The following is a 17105-nucleotide window of genomic DNA, read 5'->3' as shown; positions in this document are numbered from 1 at the left end:
GTTCCAGTCAGGGCTCGGGGCGCCGTGCGCCCCCGGATGGGATGGGATATGCGCAACGATCTCGAACGCCTGCTGCAGGAGCGCGAACTCGACGGGTTCGTCGCGTTCGGCAACCCGGTCCACTCGCCCGCGCTGTGGTACTTCCTGAAGGGCGCCAACCTGGGCATCTCGTGGTACCTGGGGGGCCGGGGCGGCCGCGCGCACCTGATCCACAACCCCATGGAGCGCGACGACGCGGTGAAGGTCGGGGTGGAGATGTCCACGCCGGCGGCCAACAACTTCCGGGCGCTGCTGGAGAGTTCGCGCTCCAACGCGCACGCCTCCGCGCGCATGGTGGGGGAGCGGCTGAAGGCCATGGGCGTGTCCGGGCGCGTGGCGCTGTACGGCTCCGCGCCGGCGGGCGAGTCGGTGGAGCTGGCACGCACGCTGGAAGGCGAGTTTGGCTGCACCGTGGTGGCCGACGACAAGCTCCCGCTGGCCGACGAGATCCGCTACACCAAGGACAAGAGCGAGATCGACACCACCCGGGAGCTCGGAAAGGTGACCTGCAAGGTGATGGGCCGCCTGCGCGCCTGCCTGAAGTCCCTCAAGCCGGGTCGCGACGGCCTCGCCCGCCCCGACGGAACGCCGGCCCTGCTGGGCGACCTGCGCACGCTGCTGCGCGTGGGGTTCATCGAGCACGGCCTGGTGGAGCCGCACGGCTCCATCGTGGCGCAGGGCCGCGACGCCGGCGTGCCGCACAACCATGGCGACGACGCCCAGCCCATCCGCGCCGGGGAGCCGATCGTGGTGGATATCTACCCGCAGCAGATCGGGGGCGGGTACCACTTCGACATGACCCGGACCTTCTGCGTGGGCCAGGCCCGCCCGGAGCTGCGCGAGCTGTTCGAGACGGTGAAGGAGGCGCACCTGCTGTCCCTGAAGAGCTTCGCTGCGGGTGTGATGGCGCGCTCCTACCAGGACGCCGTGTGCGAGTTCTTCGAGTCGAAGGGCCACCGCACCCTGCGCCAGGACGACAAGCTGGAGGAAGGTTACGTGCACTCCCTGGGCCACGGGCTGGGGCTGGAGCTGCACGAGCGCCCGCGCTTCGCGAGCACCCCGACCAACGCCGACGTGATCCTGCCCGGCACGGTGTTCACGGTGGAGCCCGGGCTGTACTACCCCTCGCGTGGCATGGGCATCCGCCTGGAGGACGTCCTGGTGGCCCGCGACGACGGCACGTTCGAGAACCTCACCGATTTCCCGTACGACATGGAGGTGGTGTAGGCCAGGCATGGATGCCTGACCTGCCAGCGCCACCGCGCCACCGCGAAGGACCCCGATGACCCGAGCCTTCTATGACACCCGATCCTCCGGACGGCGCGAGCGCGCCGTCCTGGTGGGGTTCGACTTCCACGCCACCGTGGACGTCGAGGTCTCCCTGCGAGAGCTGGCGCTGCTGGCCGACACCGCCGGCGCCGACGTGTGCGCCCAGATGCGCCAGAAGCGCGGCAAGCCGTCGCCGTCCACCTATCTCACCAAGGGCAAGGTGGAGGAGGCGGCCGCGCTGCTCAAGGAGCACGAGGCGGACCTGCTGGTGTGCGACGAGGACCTGTCGCCGGCGCAGATCCGCAACCTCGAGAAGGCGGTGGACGCCAAGGTGATTGACCGCAGCGAGCTGATCCTGGACATCTTCTCGCGCCGCGCCCGCACCCGCGAGTCGCGCCTGCAGGTGGAGCTGGCGCAGCTGGAGTACTCGCTGCCGCGACTGACCGGCATGTGGAAGCACCTGGAGCGGCTGGGTGGCGGCATCGGCACCCGCGGCCCCGGCGAGACCCAGCTGGAGACGGACCGCCGCCTGGTGCGCACGCGCATCTCGAACCTCAAGAAGCAGCTGGAGAAGGTGGAGGCCGAGCGGCAGGTGCAGCGCAAAAGCCGCACCGGCTCCTACCGCGTGGCCATCGTCGGTTACACCAACGCCGGCAAGTCCACCCTGATGAAGGCGCTCACCTCCGCCGACGTGTTCATCGAGGACCGGCTCTTCGCCACCGTGGACTCCACCACCCGGCGCCTGAAGATCGGGCACAAGGACCACCCGGTGCTGGTCACCGACACGGTGGGCTTCATCCGCAAGCTGCCCCACCACCTGGTGGCCTCCTTCCGCTCCACGCTCTCCGAGGTGCTGGAGGCGGACCTGCTCTATCACGTGGCCGACGCCGCCGACCCCGCGCTGGCCGACCACCTGGAGGCGGTGGAGCAGGTGCTCCACGAGTTGGGCGCGGACCAGACGCCGCGGCTGTTGCTGCTCAACAAGGTGGACCGGCTGGACGAGGAGGCGCGCCTGTTCGTGCGCGCCCGTCATTCGGACTGCATCCTGACTTCCGCGCGCACCGGCCTCGGGCTGGCGGAGGTGAAGCGCCGCACGCTGGAAGCGCGGACCGAGAAGCTGCTGACCTAGCCCCACGGGAGACCCGCATGACCCGCCGAACCAGGATCGTTGCCGCCGCGCTGGCGCTGGCCCTTTCCGCCGCCCCGGGCGCGAACGCCGCCCCGTCCGCCGTCCGGAACGCCCCGGAAAAGACGAATCCCGACCTCCAGCAGGTCCTGCGCCGTCACGCCGACGCGCTGGGGGGGCTGGAGAAGCTCCGCGCCCTCAAGTGCGTGTGGGGCGAGGGCACCATCTCGGTGGGCGGCCTCAACGGGACGCTGCGCGCCTACATGGAGTTTCCCGGGCGGATGCGCAACGAGTTCCAGATCGCGTCCCTGCGCCAGGTGGTGGTCCAGGACGGCGGCTCGGCGTGGATGGTGGACCAGAACGGCCAGGTGAAGGAGATGACCGGCCAGGAGCTGCGCAACCTCCAGGATGAGCGCTGCGTCTCCGCGTACCGGTACCTCCTGGCCCCGGACGAAGCCACGGTCCGCTTCTCCACCGCGACCCCCGAGAGCGCGCAGTACATCAACCTCGACGTGGTGCCCGCGGGCGGCAAGCCGGTCCGGCTGTGCCTGGATCCGGTCACCTACCTGCCCCGGAAGATGATCCAGGTGTCGGCCATGGGCGAGGCCCAGACGTATCTCTCGGACTACCGCGAAGTGGCCGGCGTGAAGATGTCCTTCCGCTCCGTGCAGATGCTGGGCGGCGACGCCACGCGGGCCATCACGGTGACCACCGACAAGTCGGCGGCGGTGCCCACGCTGCCCGACACCCTGTGGCGGCGGCCGGGCGCCTCGGCCCGCGACTGGGAGCTGGCGGGCGGCGCCGGCTCCGTGACGCTGCCGGCCGAGATCGTCAACCACCACGTATTCGTGCAGGGCCGCGTGAACGCCTCCCCGCCGATGTACTTCCTGCTGGACTCCGGCGCCGGCGCCACGGTGGTGGAGCGCTCGGTGGCCGATTCCCTGGGACTCAAGACCGAGGGCAAGCTGGGCGCGCAGGGCGTGGGGGGCACCACGGACTTCGGCTTCACCCAGGTGGACTCGCTGGTAGTGGGCGGGGTGAAGATCGGCTCGCAACGGATCATCGCCATCGCGCTGCCCGGGATCCGTGCGCTCCTGGACCGGCCCCTCGCGGGCATCCTGGGCTACGACTTCCTGTCGCGCTTCGCGGTGAGCGTGGACTACTCCGGCAAGCAGGTCACGTTCTCCGACCCCGCCGCGTGGCAGGCGCCCGAGAGCGCGCACGCGGTGGCCATGGAGCTGGTGCACAACGTTCCCGTGGTGACCGCCTCCTGCGACGGCATCCCCGGCCGCTTCGTCGTGGACACCGGCAACAACGGCAGCCTGCTGCTGCACGGCCCGTTCGTGCGCGAACACCGCCTCATGGAAAACACCGCCCGCAAGCTGCAGGTGCGGGTGCGCGGCGCGGGCGGCGAGGAGACCAACACCACGGTGCGCATGAAGAGCTTCGAGCTGGGCGGGTTCACCCTGGCCAACCCGCTGGTCAGCCTGTCCAGCTCGCAGCGGGGCGTGACCGGCGGCAGCTCCGAGCTGGCGGGCAACATCGGCGGGTGGCTGCTGGAGCAGTTCCGCCTGACACTGGACTACAAGGGCAGGAAGCTGTGGCTGCAGCCGGGCAGGCTGTTCGGCGAAGCGATGAACGTGGGACGCCTCGGCTGGCAGGTCGCCAAGCTGGACGGTCAGCTGCGCGTGGTGGGCGTGGCCCCGGGCACCCCCGCCGCGGACGCCGGCGTGGAGGAGGGCGATCTGCTCATGACCCTCGAGGACCAGGACATCCACGGGCTCACCGGCGAGATGCTGCGCAAGGTGACCGACCAGCCCGCCGGCACGAAGCTCACATTCGGGCTTAAGCGCGCCGGCGAGGAGAAGGTGGTGCAGGTGACGCTGCGGGATATTCTGTAGCGGAGCCCGCCGTGCCGGGACCGACGCGGATGCCTCCCATCGCCGCGGCAGGGGGGTGACAGAATCATGTAGCACAGCAACGACCCGCTGCACGCCCGCTGCCCGCGCTGCACGCCCGTGTTTGCCTGCCCCGCGCCGATTCTGGTACACTTCCCACGCTGAGCTGCGTTTCCAGGGGCCGGCTCCGTCCCGAGCCCGCCCCGCGCGTTTTCCGCCCATCGTGGTCTCCTCACAAGTCCTGTTTCGACAGGGGCTTATTGGAAGGACCCGCCGCGGCAAGGGCGTGTCTCACGAATTCCTCAGGAGGTTTGTCCCATGCCCATTCCGGCCACCCAGGTCAAGGTCGGCATGACCATCATCTACAACGGCCAGCCCCACCGCGTGACCCAGGTGGTCCACGTCACTCCGGGCAACTGGCGCGGCATGGTGCAGACCAAGATGGTCAACATCAAGACCGGCTCGAACGCCGAGCACCGCTTCCGCTCCGAGGACAAGGTGGACCGCGCCGAGATGGAGACGCACGAGATGCGCTTCCTCTACCAGGCCGGCAACGAGTACGTGTTCATGAACACCGAGAACTACGAGCAGGTGCCGATCGCCCGCGACGTGCTGGGCGACGCCACGCTCTACCTGGTGGAGGACATGGACATCACCGTGGACTATTTCGAGAGCAAGCCGGTGGGCGTGGAGCTGCCGCTCTCGGTGACGCTGGAGATCGTGGAGTGCGATCCGCCGCTTAAGGGTGCCACCGCCAGCGGCAGCCCCAAGCCCGCCAAGCTCACCACCGGTCTGACGGTGAAGGTGCCGCAGCACATGAACGTGGGGGACAAGGTGTCGGTGGACACCCGGGACGGTTCGTTCATCGGGCGGGCGTAGACTCACGAGTTTCGGCGCAACTAATTGAATTCATTCATGTTAGGCCGTCCGTTGGGTTCCCCTCCGGACGGCCGAACATTTTTTCGGCGACCCGTGATCTTTCCTCTTGACCGACCTAACGTTGTTAGGTATTCTGACGATAGTGAAGTCAACAGGGGGACGAGATGGGCACCAAGGAAAGACGCGAACGCGAGCGCATGGACACCCGCGAGAAGATCCTCGCGGCGGCGCGCGAGATGTTCGCGACCAAGGGCTACGACGCCGTCACCATGCGCGCGATCGCCGATCACATCGAGTACACACCCACGGCGCTGTACCACCACTTCCCGAGCAAGCACGCGCTGCTCACGGAGCTGTGCGAGAGGGATTTCGACGAGCTCGGGCGGCACTTCCGGACCACGGTGGCGCCGTCCGACCCCGTCGAGCGGCTGTTTGCGGTCGGCGAAGCCTACCTGCGCTTCGCGCTCGAGTATCCGAGCCAGTACCGGTTCATGTTCATGACCGTGTTGCCCCCGATCAAGGTCGAGGACACCTGCTTCGCGGAAGAGCACAACAACCCGGAGCGGAGCGCCTACGCTTTCCTGCGCCAGGCGTGCTCCGAGGCGATCGAGCAGGGGCGCTTCCGGCCCGAGTACAACGACCCCGACCAGATCGCGCAGATGTGTTGGGGCGCCATCCACGGGATCATCGCCCTGCAGGTGGCCAAGCACGAGCAGAGCTTCATCCCCTGGAGAGACCTGCGCGAGACGGTTCGGCTCATGCTGGCCGCGCTCATGCGCGGGATCCTGAAGGGCTGTTGATCAGCCGGCCATTTTTTTTCGGCCCATACCTAACGCCGTTAGGAGAAGTAACTATGATAGGCACTCACAACCTGGTCCTGAGGATCTCCCGGATCGTGACCGCCCTGGCGGTTGCCATCTCGCTCCCGCCGGCAGTTGCCCGCGCGGAGCAGCCCAAGTCCGCGCGCGCCGTGGAGGCCGCGCCCGCCCCGGCGGGTGCGGAGCGCCCGCTCGCGCGCGACCCCCTGGCGCCGTTGGTCTCCGAGGCGCTCGCCAACAATCTCGAGTTCGCCTCGGCGCGACTCGCCGAGCGGCGCGCGTCCGCGGAGCTCACGGCCGCGCGCACGCAGTGGCTGCCGTCGGTCCGCCTGGAGACGCGAGCCTCGAAGCTCGACGACGTGCAGGACCTGGGTGCGCTGATCAACCCGGCCTACGAGGCGCTGAACCGACTTACCGGCACGCGCGACTTCCCGACCGACCTCAGCCTGACGCTGCCGCGGCAGTACGAGTCGCACCTGCGCGTGACGCAGCCGCTCATCCACGAACCGCTCCGCGCCAGCGTCTCGATCGCGGGCGCGGGCCGCGACGCCGCGCGCGCCGCCCGCGGCGCGGCCGCGCGCCGGCTGGCGGCGGAGGTGCAGATCGCCTACCTGCGGCACGCCTCGGCCCTGCGGGTGGTGCGCATCGAGGAGTCCGCGCTCAACCTGGTGCAGGAGAACGAGCGCGTAGCCGGAAAGCTGCTCGCCGCGGGCAGGGCCACGCCGGAGGCCGTGCACCGCGCCCGCGCCGACCGCGCGGAAGTGGCGCAGCAGCTCGACGACGCGCGGGTGCGTGCGTCCGCAGCGGCGCGCGAGCTCAACCGCGTCGCCGGCCGCGCGGACGGAGCGCCGGTGGAGGACCTGCCGGACAGCTCCTTCGACCTGCCCCTGGGGGTCGGTGCCGAGGAGGCCGTCCGCTCGGCGCTGACGCGCCGGGAGGAACTGGCGCAGGCGGACGCCGGCTCGCGCGCGGCCCGGGCCGCGGTGCGCGCCGCCACCGGGACATTCCTGCCGAACGTCTCCGCGGCGTTCGACCTGGCGTACCAGGGGGAGCGCTGGGGGCTGCGCTCCAAGGACCGCTCCTGGAGCGCCTCGCTGGTCGCCTCGTGGGACCTGTTCCGCGGCGGCAGCGACCTGGCGCGCCGCGCGGCCGCGCGCGCCGGCGCCGAGCGCGCGGAGCTGGATCGCCGCGACGCCGCGGAGCGCATCGCCGTGGAGGTGCGCAACGCCCACGAGGCCGCGAGGGTGGGCCGCGATGCGCTGGCCACCGCGGACACGCGCGCCGACGCCGCCCGTCACACCTATTCCATGGTGCGCCGCCGGTACGAGGAGGGCACGGCCAGCCCCCTCGAGCTGACCGCCGCGCGCACCCAGCTCACCACCGCCGAGATCAACCGCGTGCTCACCCTGTACCGCTACGCGATCCTGCGGGTGGACCTGGAGCGCGCCGCCGCGCTGCGGGACCTGCCCGCCGAGAAGGGAGACCTCCGATGAACCGCCACCTCCTGTTGTTGCTTCCCGCCCTGGTGTTCCCGCTGGCCGGGTGCACCCGCACCGATGCGGCCCCGGGCCACCCGGCTGAGACCGTGGCCGTGCGCGTGGCCGCCGTCACCGCGGTGAAGCTGGCCCTGCCGGTGACCGCCACCGGAACCCTGGTCCCCAAGGACGGCGCCAACCTCAGCTTCAAGGTGGGCGGGTTGGTGGCGCGGGTGCTGGTGAACGAGGGCGACCGCGTGCGCGCGGGGCAGCTGCTCGCCCAGCTCGACCTCGGCGAGATCGAGCCGGGCGTCACGCGCGCCGCGGCCGCCGCGGAGAAGGCCGAGCGCGACCACCGCCGGCTCGAGCGCCTCTACGCCGACAGCGTCGCCACGCTGTCGCAATTGCAGGACGCCGGCACCGCGCGCGACGCGGCGCGGGCCGAGTACGAGGCCGCGCGCTTCAACCGCAGCCACGCCGTCATCGTGGCCCCCGCCTCGGGCATGGTGCTCCGCCGTCTCGCCGAGCCCGGCGAGGTGGTGGCCGCGGGCATGCCGGTGCTGGCCTTCGGCAGCCACGCCCGCGGCCAGGTGCTGCGTGCCGGGCTGGCCGACCGCGACTTCGTGCGCGTGCGGCTGGGCGACCGCGCCACGGTGCGCTTCGACGCGATCCCCGGTCGCGAGTTTCAGGGCACCGTCACCGAGCTGGGCAACGCATCCGACCCGGCCACCGGGACCTACCGCGTGGAAGTCTCGCTGCCCGGCGCGGCCGCGCTCGCGAGCGGACTCGTGGGCAGTGTCGAGATCCGCCCGCGCGCGGAGTCGGCGGTCACGCTCGTGCCGGTCGAGGCGCTGCTGGAGGCGGACGGCGACGCCGCCACCGTGTACACGCTGGCCCCCGACGGCCGGCGCGCCGAGCGGCGCGAGGTGAGACTCGCCTTCCTGGACGGCGGGCGCGCCGCGATCCGCAGCGGCCTGGAGGGCGCGCGCCTGGTGGTCACCGAGGGCGCCGGCAGGATCGGCGCGGGCGACCGCGTGGAGGTGATGAAATGAAACTGACTGAATTCGCAGTCCGGCGCTGGCAGTTCACGGTGGTCCTGTTCCTGATGCTCGCCGCGCTGGGGATGGCGGCGTGGAACAACATTCCGCGCTTCGAGGACCCGCCACTGGACTTCCCCACGTTCTCGGTGATCTCGGTGCTGCCGGGCGCGAGCCCCACCGACCTGGAGCGGCTGGTGGTGAACGAGGTGGAGAAGCGGCTGTACGAGCTGGAGGACGTGAAGAGCCTCACCAGCAGCATCCGCGACGGCGTGGCCGTCACACGCGTCGAGTTCCGCCCGGACAAGGACCCCGACAGGAAGTACGACGAAGTGGTGCGCGAGATGAACGTGCTGCGCCCGGGCCTGCCCGCGGAACTGGTGCGCTTCGACGTGCAGAAGGGCTCCACGCTGAACGTGAACATCGCGCAGGTGGCGCTGGTCTCGGCGGCGGCCTCGTACCGGACGCTCGACTCACTGGGCGAGGATCTCAGCGACCGGCTGCGCTCGGTCCGCGGCGTGCGCGCCTCCGAACGCTGGGGCGCGCCGAAGCGGCAGGTGGACGTGGCGGTGAACTTCGCCCGGCTGGCGGCGCTGCGCATGCCCGTGGGCGAGGTGATGCAGGCCATCGGCGGGGAGAGCGCCGACATCCCCGCGGGCAGCGTGGAGGCCGGCGCCAGCCGGTTCAGCGTGCGCTCCTCCGGCAGCTACGCCACGCTGGATGAGATCCGCAACACCGTGGTGCGCGGCTCGGGCGAGCGACTGGTGCGGGTGCGCGACGTGGCCGACGTGAGCTGGGGCTACGCCGACTCCACCTACCGCGCCCGCTTCAACGGCCGCCGCTCCGTGTTCGTGACCGCGCAACAGCAGCGCGGCACCACCGTGGAGTCGGTGCGCGACGGGATCGCGGCCGAGCTGGCGCGCTTCCAGAAGGCGCTGCCCGCGGGGGTGCGCCTGGAGTTCGCGTTCGACCAGGCCCGCAACGTCAACCGCAGGCTGGCGCGGCTGGGCGAGGACTTCGGGATCGCCATCCTGCTGGTGCTGCTCACGCTGCTCCCGCTGGGCCTGCGCGCCGCGCTGGTGGTGATGATCAGCATCCCGCTCTCCCTGGCCATCGGCATCACGGGGCTGTACTGGCTCGGGTACTCGCTCAACCAGATGACCATCGTGGGAATGGTGATCGCACTGGGGCTGCTGGTGGACGATTCCATCGTGGTGGTCGAGAACATCACCCGCTTCCGAAGGGAAGGCGTGCCGCTGCGCGAGGCCGCCATCCGCGCCACCAGCCAGATCTGGGTGGCGGTGCTGGGGGCCACCGCCACGCTGCTGTTCGCGTTCCTGCCGCTGCTGTTCCTGCCGGGCGGCCCGGGGAGGTTCATCCGCTCGCTGCCGATGGCGGTGGTGGTCACGGTGCTGGCGTCGCTGTTCGTCTCCCTGACCATCATCCCGTGGCTCACCACGCTGCTGCTGGGGAAGAAGCCCGCGGCGCACGGCAACCGGGTGCTGCGGGCGTTCGACCGGGGCATCCACGTCACCTATGCCCCGGTGCTCGACAAGGCGCTGCGGCGGCCGATGCTCACCGTGGGGCTGGCGGTCGCGGTGGTGGTGGGCAGCCTGGCGCTGGTGCCCGTGGTGGGGTTCTCGCTGTTCCCCAAGGCCGAGACCCCGCAGTTCCACATTGATATCACGTCGTCGGAGGGCGCCAGCATCGCCGTCACCGACTCGGCCGCGCGCTTCGCCGAGCGGGTGCTGGCGCGGCACCCGGGGATCACCAACGTGTACACCTCGGTGGGGCACGACAACCCCGCGGTGTACTACAACGTCACTTCGCGCGTGGACAACCCCCGGGTGGGGCAGTTGTTCGTGCTGCTGGACCACTACGACCAGAAGGGCACGCCGCGCATGCTCGACACGCTGCGCGCCGAACTGGCGCGCTTCCCGGGGGCGGAGCTGGCGGTGCGGGAGTTCGAGCAGGGCCCGCCGGTGGACGCGCCGGTCGCGATGCGCATCACCGGCAGCTCGCTGGATACGCTGGGCGTGCTGGCGGCGCGCGTCGAGGAGGCGCTGAAGCGGACCCCGGGCACGCAGTACGTCAACAACCCGCTGCGGCTGGCGCGCAGCGACCTGCGCGTGGACATTGACCGCGGCAAGGCCGGGTTGCTGGGCGTGGCGCCGCTGGAGATCGACCGCATGGTGCGCCTGGCGCTCTCGGGCCTGCAGGCCGGCACGCTGCGCGAGGGGGCCGGCGACGAGCGCGACGTGGTGCTGCGCCTGGCGCCCGCCAGCCGGCCGCGCCCGTCCGACCTGGAGCGGCTGTACGTGAGCGGCGCGGCCGGACAGCTCACACCGCTGGGCCAGGTGGCGCGCGTGCGCTTCGAGCGCGCGGTGCCCGAGATCCAGCGCCGCGACCGGGTGCGCAGCGTGACGGTGGGCGCGGCGGTGCTCACCGGCCACATCACCGACCGGGTGACGCGGGACGCGCTGGCCCGGGTGGCGAAGCTCCGCCTGCCCGAGGGCTACCGGATCGTGCCCGCGGGCGAGATCGAGAGCCGCGAGGAGAGCTTCGGCGGCATCGGCGGCGCGATCCTGGTGGCCATCTTCGGCATTCTCGCCATCCTGGTGCTGGAGTTCCGCACCTTCCGCTCCACGGCCATCGTGGCGTCGGTGATCCCCCTGGGCATCGCCGGGGGCATCGCCGCGCTGTTCCTCGTGGGGCAGACACTCTCGTTCACCGCGACCATCGGGTTCGTGGCGCTGATCGGCATCGAGATCAAGACCAGCATCCTGCTGGTGGACCTCACCAACCAGCTGCGGGCCCAGGGCATGCCCATGGAGGACGCCATCCGTCGCGCCGGCGAGGTGCGTTTCCTGCCCATCGTGCTCACCAGCCTCACGGCCGCGGGCGGCCTGCTGCCCATCGCGCTCCAGGGCAGCGCGATGTATGCCCCGCTGGCGTGGGTGATCATCGGCGGGCTGATCTCGAGCACGCTGCTCGCGCGCATCCTGACGCCGGTGATGTACAAGCTGATCGCCCCGCAGGTGGACGCGGTTTCCGGAACGGAAGTCGTGGGCGAGCCGGCGGTGGCGGTGTCGCTGGTCCCCGCACCCGCCGGGTGATACCTTCCCTGCATGTCCCTCACGCAGGTGCTCGTCTACTCACTCATCGTCACCGGCCGGATCACGGTGCTGCTCGTGTTCTCGGCGCTGGCCCTCGGCGTTTTGTGGCACCTGTTCCGGGTGGAAGGCACGCGCCGCGCGGCCACCCACCGCGACCGGCGCTCGTGGCCGGGGGCGATCGCCACCTTCGTGCTCGGGGCGCTGGTGCCGGTGTGCGTGAAGATGAACTGGGGCGCGGTGGGGAAGTACCTGCCGCAGCCGGTGGCCGCTCCGCTGGCGGCCCTCGGCACGCTGATGTGCTTCGTGGCGCTCACGCTCCTGGTGTGGTCGGTGCTGGTGCTGGGCCATGCCGGCCACGTGCTGGCGCGCGTGGACTGGGGTGGCAAGCTGATCCGCGAGCCCCCATTCAACATGGTGCGCCATCCCATCTATTTCGGCCTGGGCCTGTTATTCGCCGGCTCCGCGCTGGCGGCGCTCTCCTGGCCCGCGGCGGTGGTGGCGGTGGCGTGGTGGCCGGTGGCGGCGTACCGCGCGCGCATCGAGGACGAGCTGCTGCGCAAGGCGTTCGGCCGGGAGTTTGAGGATTACCGTCGCGCGGTTCCGGGAATCTGGCCAAGGTGAAGAAGCTCCTGCTGTGCCTCGCACTCCTGGCGCTGCTGCCGCTGCCTGCCCGCGCGCAGACGTCCACGCTCCACGGCCGGATCGTCAACCGCAAGGCGGGTGGGGGACTTCCCGGCGTGCTGGTGCGGCTCGTGGATGCCGCCGACACCGCCGTGGTGCGCCATGCGGTCAGCAACGACAAGGGCGCATTCGAGGTCTCCGGCCTGGGCCGGCGCGCCTACCGGCTGGAGGCCACCCGCGTCGGCTACGCCCCCCTGCGCCGCACGGTGCGCGTGAACGCTGCCTCCTTCGACGCGGGCGACCTGGTGATGACCGAGGACGCCATCGAACTGCCCGAGATTGACGTCACCGGCACCCCGCCGCCGGCCCGGCAGAAGGCCGACACCACCGAGTTCGCCGCCGGCGCGTTCAGGACCAACCGCGACGCCAGCGCCGGCGAGCTGCTGGCCAAGGTGCCCGGCGTGACCGTCGAGAACGGCACCGTGAAGAGCAACAGCGAGACGGTCCAGCAGGTGCTGGTGGACGGCAAGCCGTTCTTCGGCGGCGACCCCAACATCGCGCTGCACAACCTGCCCGCCGAGGCCATCGACAAGATCCAGATCTTCGACAAGCTGAGCGAGCAGGCCGAGTTCACCGGCTTCGACGACGGCCAGGCGCAGAAGACCATCAACTTCAAGCTGCGCCCCGAGCGACGCGACAGCGAGTTCGGCAAGGTGGCGGCGGGCCACGGGGACCAGGGCCTCTACACCGCGGGCGGCAATCTCAACATGATGCACGGCGACCGCCGGCTCTCGGTGGTGGAGCTCTCCAACAATGTGAACCTCCAGAACTTCGCGGCGCAGGACCTGTTGGGGGTGCTGAACGCGCCGGGGCAGAGGGGCGGGATGTTCGGCGGCGGCCGGCGGCCCGGCGGCGGGCGCGGGGGAGTGGGCGGCGGGTTCGGAGGCGGGCCCGACGGTCCCGGGCTGCTGGGCAACTTCCTCATCGGCCAGCCGGGCGGTCTCACCGCCACACACGTGCTGGGCGGCAACTACAGCGACCGCTGGTGGAACGCGTTACAGTTCAACCAGAGCTACTTCTTCAACACCACCGACACGCGCAACACCGAATCCCTCGCGCGCCAGTACGCCGACCGCCCCGACTCGGTGAGCCTCTACGGGCAGGCCACCGACTCCGAAGGCCGCAATTACAATCACCGGTTCGAGTCCCGCGTGGAGCTCACGGCTGATTCCTCCAACTCGCTGGTGCTCACGCCGCGGCTGTTCTTCCAGAGCAACCACTCGTCGAGATCCGTCTCCGCGTCCAATTCCGCCGCGGACGGGGCCCTGCTGGGACAGGCTGTCAGCGCCTCCAACTCCGCCACCGCGGGCAACAACCTCTCCGGCCATGCCGTGCTCCGGCACAAATTCGCCACCCGCGGGCGCACCGTGTCGGCCGACTTCGGGCTGGGGTCCAATCACAGGGACGGCTCCAGCAGCCTGCGCTCGGTGGCGGACTACTTCCTACCCGGCCGGAGCGTGAGCGACACGCTGGACCAGCAGACGGACATCCTCACCCGCGGCTATTCGCTCTCCACCCGGCTGGTGTACACCGAGCCCGTGGGGTCGAAGGGAATCCTCGAATTCCACTACGCGCCCTCGCTCAGCTACACCGAGGCCGACAACCGCGTCCACCTGCTGGACCCGCTTGCGGGTGCCTACACCGAAACCGACACCGGGCTCTCCAACACCTACAGCAGCCGGAACACCGTGCACGACGCCGGGCTGGGCTACCTGGCGCGCCTCGGCAGTGTGCGGCTCTCGGCCAACCTGGCGTACCGGAAGAGCCGGTTGCACGGGGAGCGCACCTTTCCGGTGAACACCGTCGTGGACCGGGACTTCCACAAAGTCATGCCCTCCTTCAACGCCGAGTACACGCTGGCGCAGCACGCCTACTGGCGCGTGTTCTACCGCACGTCGGCGTCCGCGCCGGACATCAGCCAGCTGCAGGACGTGGTGGACAACTCCAACCCGCTGCTGCTGACCAGCGGCAACCCGCGGCTCAACGAGTCCTACACGCACACGTTCGTCTCCCGCTACTCCACCGCGGACCCCGCGCGCTCGCGCAGCTTCTTCCTGGTGCTCTCGGCGCAGAGGACGCGCGACTACGTGGCCACCTCCACCGTGACCGCCGCCGCCGACAGCGTGCTCACCGGTGGCGTGGTGCTCAAGAAGGGCGCGCAGCTGGCGTACCCGGTGAACCTGGACGGCCACTGGAACGTGAACTCCTTCGCCACCTACAGCCTGCCCACGGGTCTGCTGGGCGGGATCCTCAACCTCAGCACGGGGTACGCCTACACGCGCACTCCGGGCCTGATCGGCGGGGCGCCGAACTCGGCGGGCACCAGCACCTTCAGCGGCGGCGCGGTGCTCAGCAGCAACAGGAGCGAGAACCTGGACTTCACGGTTTCGTACATGGGGCGCTACAACGTTGCCCGGAACACGCTGCAGACCTCTCTCGACAACGATTACTACAGCCACGCCGCGTCCGTGAGACTCAATCTGACACTGTGGAGCGACGTGGTGGTGCGCAACGAACTCGCGAGCAACGTCACCAGCGGCCTCACCAGCGGCTACAACCAGGACATCCTGATGTGGAACGCGGGGGTGGGGCTGAAGTTCCTCAAGGAGCGCCGCGGCGAGCTGCGCCTCTCCGCCACCGACCTGCTGAACCAGAACCAGAGCACCAGCCGGACCGTGACCAGCAACTACGTCGAGGACGCGCGCAACCGGGCGCTGGGTCGTTACGTGATGCTGACGTTCACCTATACGATCCGGCCGATGATGGGCGGGAGGATGCCGCGGATGCCGGGGATGTGGCGGGGAGAGCACGGCGACCGGCCGGGGGATGGGCCGCCGCACTAGCTCTTCCCGGTCGACCTCGCCCCCATCCGGCCGGCGCCGCGTTGAGGCGCTGAATGCACTCACGCGATTCCCGGAAGAGCCGGCTTTTCAACGTCGTGTCTGCGGCCGACTTGGCCCGATCGCTGAGAATTGCCAGAATGACCGCTGCTTCATCCGTCGAACAAGCCTGAATCTCACAGCAACTCGCAGGAGGGAACCATGCCACGCTACGTAGACGGGTTCGTCCTACCCATGCCCAGGAAGAACCTCGCGAGCTATCTTGAAATGGCACGGTTGGGCGCAAGGGTATGGCGCGACCATGGCGCCGTGGAATACCTCGAGTGCGTAGGCGATGATCTCAAGGTGAAGTTTGGGCAATCGTTCCCTCGAGGCATTCGACTGAAGCCGGGTGAAACCGTCGTGTTCTCGTGGATCGTGTTCAAGTCTCGCGCGCATCGCGATCGAGTGAATGCCAGGGTCATGAAGGATCCGCGAATTGCGGACATGATGAAGTCAAAGGCGATGCCCTTCGATGTGAAGCGGATGATGTACGGAGGTTTCAAAGTCATCGTCGACGCATAGTGCCACCTGGGACGGGGGGTTCTCGCCGCAGGGTGTGAATCTCGACCATTCGCGGTCGCATCCCTGCCTCGGTCCCGGCGGCGGAAAAGCTGAAGGGCGGGTGTTCCGGTCCGGTTGGACGGCGGGCCGCCTGGCGCGGCCTCCCCGTCGCCGAGGAGCCCCGGCGGTCGAGTTCCGCGTCCAGGATCCTCCTCAGGAGGGGCGGGGTGGACCACCGCCGCACCACCCGGCCATTGACCCAGACGGTCGGCGTCCCCAGCACGCCTGCCGAGTGCGCCGCTTCGATGTCCTGACGCAGGCGGTTGGAAGTCCTGGGGGATCCCATCTCCTCCCAGAATTTCCCGGCGTCCCACCCGCGATGCGTCGCGAGGTCGAGGATCCGCTGCTTCGAGATGCCGGACTGGTTCCTGAACATCTCGTCATGGAAGGACCAGAATCCTCCCATCTTCTGGGCGCTGAGGGCCGCGGAGGCGGCCATTCCCGCGAGGGGATGGATGTCGTGCTTCACGTACGGATTCACCTGCGTGCTCAGCGGGTAGTTGAGGAAGCGAAGGCGCGTCGAGCCCGCGTACTCCGCGAGCAGCCCGCGGAGCACCAATCCGGACTCCTTGCAGATCGGGCACAGGAAATCACTGGCGACAACGATCTCCACGGTTGCCCCAGGGCTCCCCCAGCTGGGAGCATCCCCCGGCACGACCAGCCTGGTGGGCGCCTGGAGGAAATGCTCGCGTGCCTCCCGCGCCACGTCCACCTTGCCGACTCGGAAGACCACGTTGCTGACGACGGACATGGCCACCAGGCCGGTCGCGAAGAGCATGAGGAGCGAGCCGAAGCACCACCGGATATCCCCCTGCGCCTTCAGGGATGGACCACTCGCGGCGCGCTCGCGGAAGCCGCGCCAGTATTTGATGATCCCCACCCCGGCCTGCCGACGTCCCGTTGCCAGCCCGAGAAACAACAACAGAACCACCAGGTCAATGGAAACACACAGCGGGCACACGACCCGGAGCAGGAAGAGCATCGCATACGCTTCCGCCGCGCAGACGGGGAGCGCCCCGAGGAGTGTGATCCGGCAGGTGAAGCGCACGGCGTCGCGGGAAAGTCCCAGAGCTTCCCCGCAGGCCAGCGCGACCGTGACCCAGAAGAAGAGCAGCACTCCGTACCAGGCGATCGGGATTCCGAGGAAGTGCGAGAAGCTCGAAGCATGGGCGGTGCGGCAGTCGAACCAGGTGCTGGAGCCACAGAGCAGGGCCCGGGAGGCGTCCACCTGGAGTTGAAGAGTCTGAACCGTGGCCACAAGCGCAAGGGCTGTCCCGAGTGTGGACAGCCCGATGAGCAGCCAGTCCCTGCGCTGCCCTACCAC

Annotated in this window: 12 protein-coding genes; 11 read left to right on the top strand and 1 reads right to left on the bottom strand. The window is 69.8% G+C overall.

Annotated features, from left to right (window positions below; all coding sequences use genetic code 11):
* Positions 1 to 48 precede the first annotated feature (48 nt).
* The 11 genes from HZB25_02885 (at position 49) to HZB25_02835 (ending at position 15742) form a co-directional block, all read left to right on the top strand.
* Positions 49 to 1266, top strand: a complete 1218-nt coding sequence (locus tag HZB25_02885) for an aminopeptidase P family protein (GenBank protein ID MBI5836170.1) — start codon at positions 49 to 51, stop codon at positions 1264 to 1266.
* A gap of 55 nt (positions 1267 to 1321) precedes the next feature.
* A complete protein-coding gene (gene hflX / locus HZB25_02880) occupies positions 1322 to 2437 on the top strand; it encodes a GTPase HflX (protein ID MBI5836169.1) in 1116 nt (371 codons plus the stop codon).
* A 17-nt stretch (positions 2438 to 2454) separates the two neighbouring features.
* Positions 2455 to 4335, top strand: coding sequence for an aspartyl protease family protein (locus HZB25_02875; GenBank protein ID MBI5836168.1), 1881 nt, complete (start codon positions 2455 to 2457; stop codon positions 4333 to 4335).
* Between the two features lie 315 nt (positions 4336 to 4650).
* Entirely contained in the window at positions 4651 to 5211 is a 561-nt protein-coding gene (efp, locus tag HZB25_02870) for an elongation factor P (protein MBI5836167.1), read from the top strand.
* A 164-nt stretch (positions 5212 to 5375) separates the two neighbouring features.
* Positions 5376 to 6011, top strand: coding sequence for a TetR/AcrR family transcriptional regulator (locus HZB25_02865; GenBank protein ID MBI5836166.1), 636 nt, complete (start codon positions 5376 to 5378; stop codon positions 6009 to 6011).
* A gap of 53 nt (positions 6012 to 6064) precedes the next feature.
* A complete protein-coding gene (locus tag HZB25_02860) occupies positions 6065 to 7522 on the top strand; it encodes a TolC family protein (protein MBI5836165.1) in 1458 nt (485 codons plus the stop codon).
* Positions 7519 to 8556, top strand: a complete 1038-nt coding sequence (locus HZB25_02855) for an efflux RND transporter periplasmic adaptor subunit (GenBank protein ID MBI5836164.1) — start codon at positions 7519 to 7521, stop codon at positions 8554 to 8556. Before HZB25_02860 ends, HZB25_02855 begins: the two co-directional genes overlap by 4 nt.
* On the top strand, positions 8553 to 11657 hold the full coding sequence (locus HZB25_02850) for an efflux RND transporter permease subunit (protein MBI5836163.1): 3105 nt from the start codon (positions 8553 to 8555) through the stop codon (positions 11655 to 11657). Before HZB25_02855 ends, HZB25_02850 begins: the two co-directional genes overlap by 4 nt.
* A 12-nt stretch (positions 11658 to 11669) precedes the next feature.
* Entirely contained in the window at positions 11670 to 12278 is a 609-nt protein-coding gene (locus tag HZB25_02845; protein ID MBI5836162.1) for an isoprenylcysteine carboxylmethyltransferase family protein, read from the top strand.
* Positions 12275 to 15181, top strand: coding sequence for a TonB-dependent receptor (locus tag HZB25_02840; protein MBI5836161.1), 2907 nt, complete (start codon positions 12275 to 12277; stop codon positions 15179 to 15181). Before HZB25_02845 ends, HZB25_02840 begins: the two co-directional genes overlap by 4 nt.
* 198 nt (positions 15182 to 15379) lie before the next feature.
* The gene (locus HZB25_02835) at positions 15380 to 15742 is read left to right on the top strand and encodes a DUF1428 domain-containing protein (protein MBI5836160.1); all 363 of its coding nucleotides are present in this window, start codon (positions 15380 to 15382) and stop codon (positions 15740 to 15742) included.
* Here the strand turns inward: HZB25_02835 and HZB25_02830 are convergent.
* On the bottom strand, positions 15726 to 17105 hold the full coding sequence (locus HZB25_02830; GenBank protein MBI5836159.1) for a thioredoxin domain-containing protein: 1380 nt from the start codon (positions 17103 to 17105) through the stop codon (positions 15726 to 15728). The genes HZB25_02835 and HZB25_02830 overlap by 17 nt on opposite strands.

The organism is Candidatus Eisenbacteria bacterium, assembly GCA_016235265.1.
GTDB lineage: Bacteria > Eisenbacteria > RBG-16-71-46 > RBG-16-71-46 > JACRLI01 > JACRLI01.
The sequence above is the reverse complement of the archived record's forward strand: the minus strand, read 5'-3'. Positions and strand labels throughout refer to the sequence as shown.

Bases quoted from the DNA above. Each gene is read 5' to 3' on its own strand.
- HZB25_02885 (MBI5836170.1), top strand. From the start codon at position 49: ATGCGCAACGATCTCGAACGCCTGCTGCAGGAGCGCGAACTCGACGGG.
- hflX (MBI5836169.1), top strand. From the start codon at position 1,322: ATGACCCGAGCCTTCTATGACACCCGATCCTCCGGACGGCGCGAGCGC.
- HZB25_02875 (MBI5836168.1), top strand. From the start codon at position 2,455: ATGACCCGCCGAACCAGGATCGTTGCCGCCGCGCTGGCGCTGGCCCTT.
- efp (MBI5836167.1), top strand. From the start codon at position 4,651: ATGCCCATTCCGGCCACCCAGGTCAAGGTCGGCATGACCATCATCTAC.
- HZB25_02865 (MBI5836166.1), top strand. From the start codon at position 5,376: ATGGGCACCAAGGAAAGACGCGAACGCGAGCGCATGGACACCCGCGAG.
- HZB25_02860 (MBI5836165.1), top strand. From the start codon at position 6,065: ATGATAGGCACTCACAACCTGGTCCTGAGGATCTCCCGGATCGTGACC.
- HZB25_02855 (MBI5836164.1), top strand. From the start codon at position 7,519: ATGAACCGCCACCTCCTGTTGTTGCTTCCCGCCCTGGTGTTCCCGCTG.
- HZB25_02850 (MBI5836163.1), top strand. From the start codon at position 8,553: ATGAAACTGACTGAATTCGCAGTCCGGCGCTGGCAGTTCACGGTGGTC.
- HZB25_02845 (MBI5836162.1), top strand. From the start codon at position 11,670: ATGTCCCTCACGCAGGTGCTCGTCTACTCACTCATCGTCACCGGCCGG.
- HZB25_02835 (MBI5836160.1), top strand. From the start codon at position 15,380: ATGCCACGCTACGTAGACGGGTTCGTCCTACCCATGCCCAGGAAGAAC.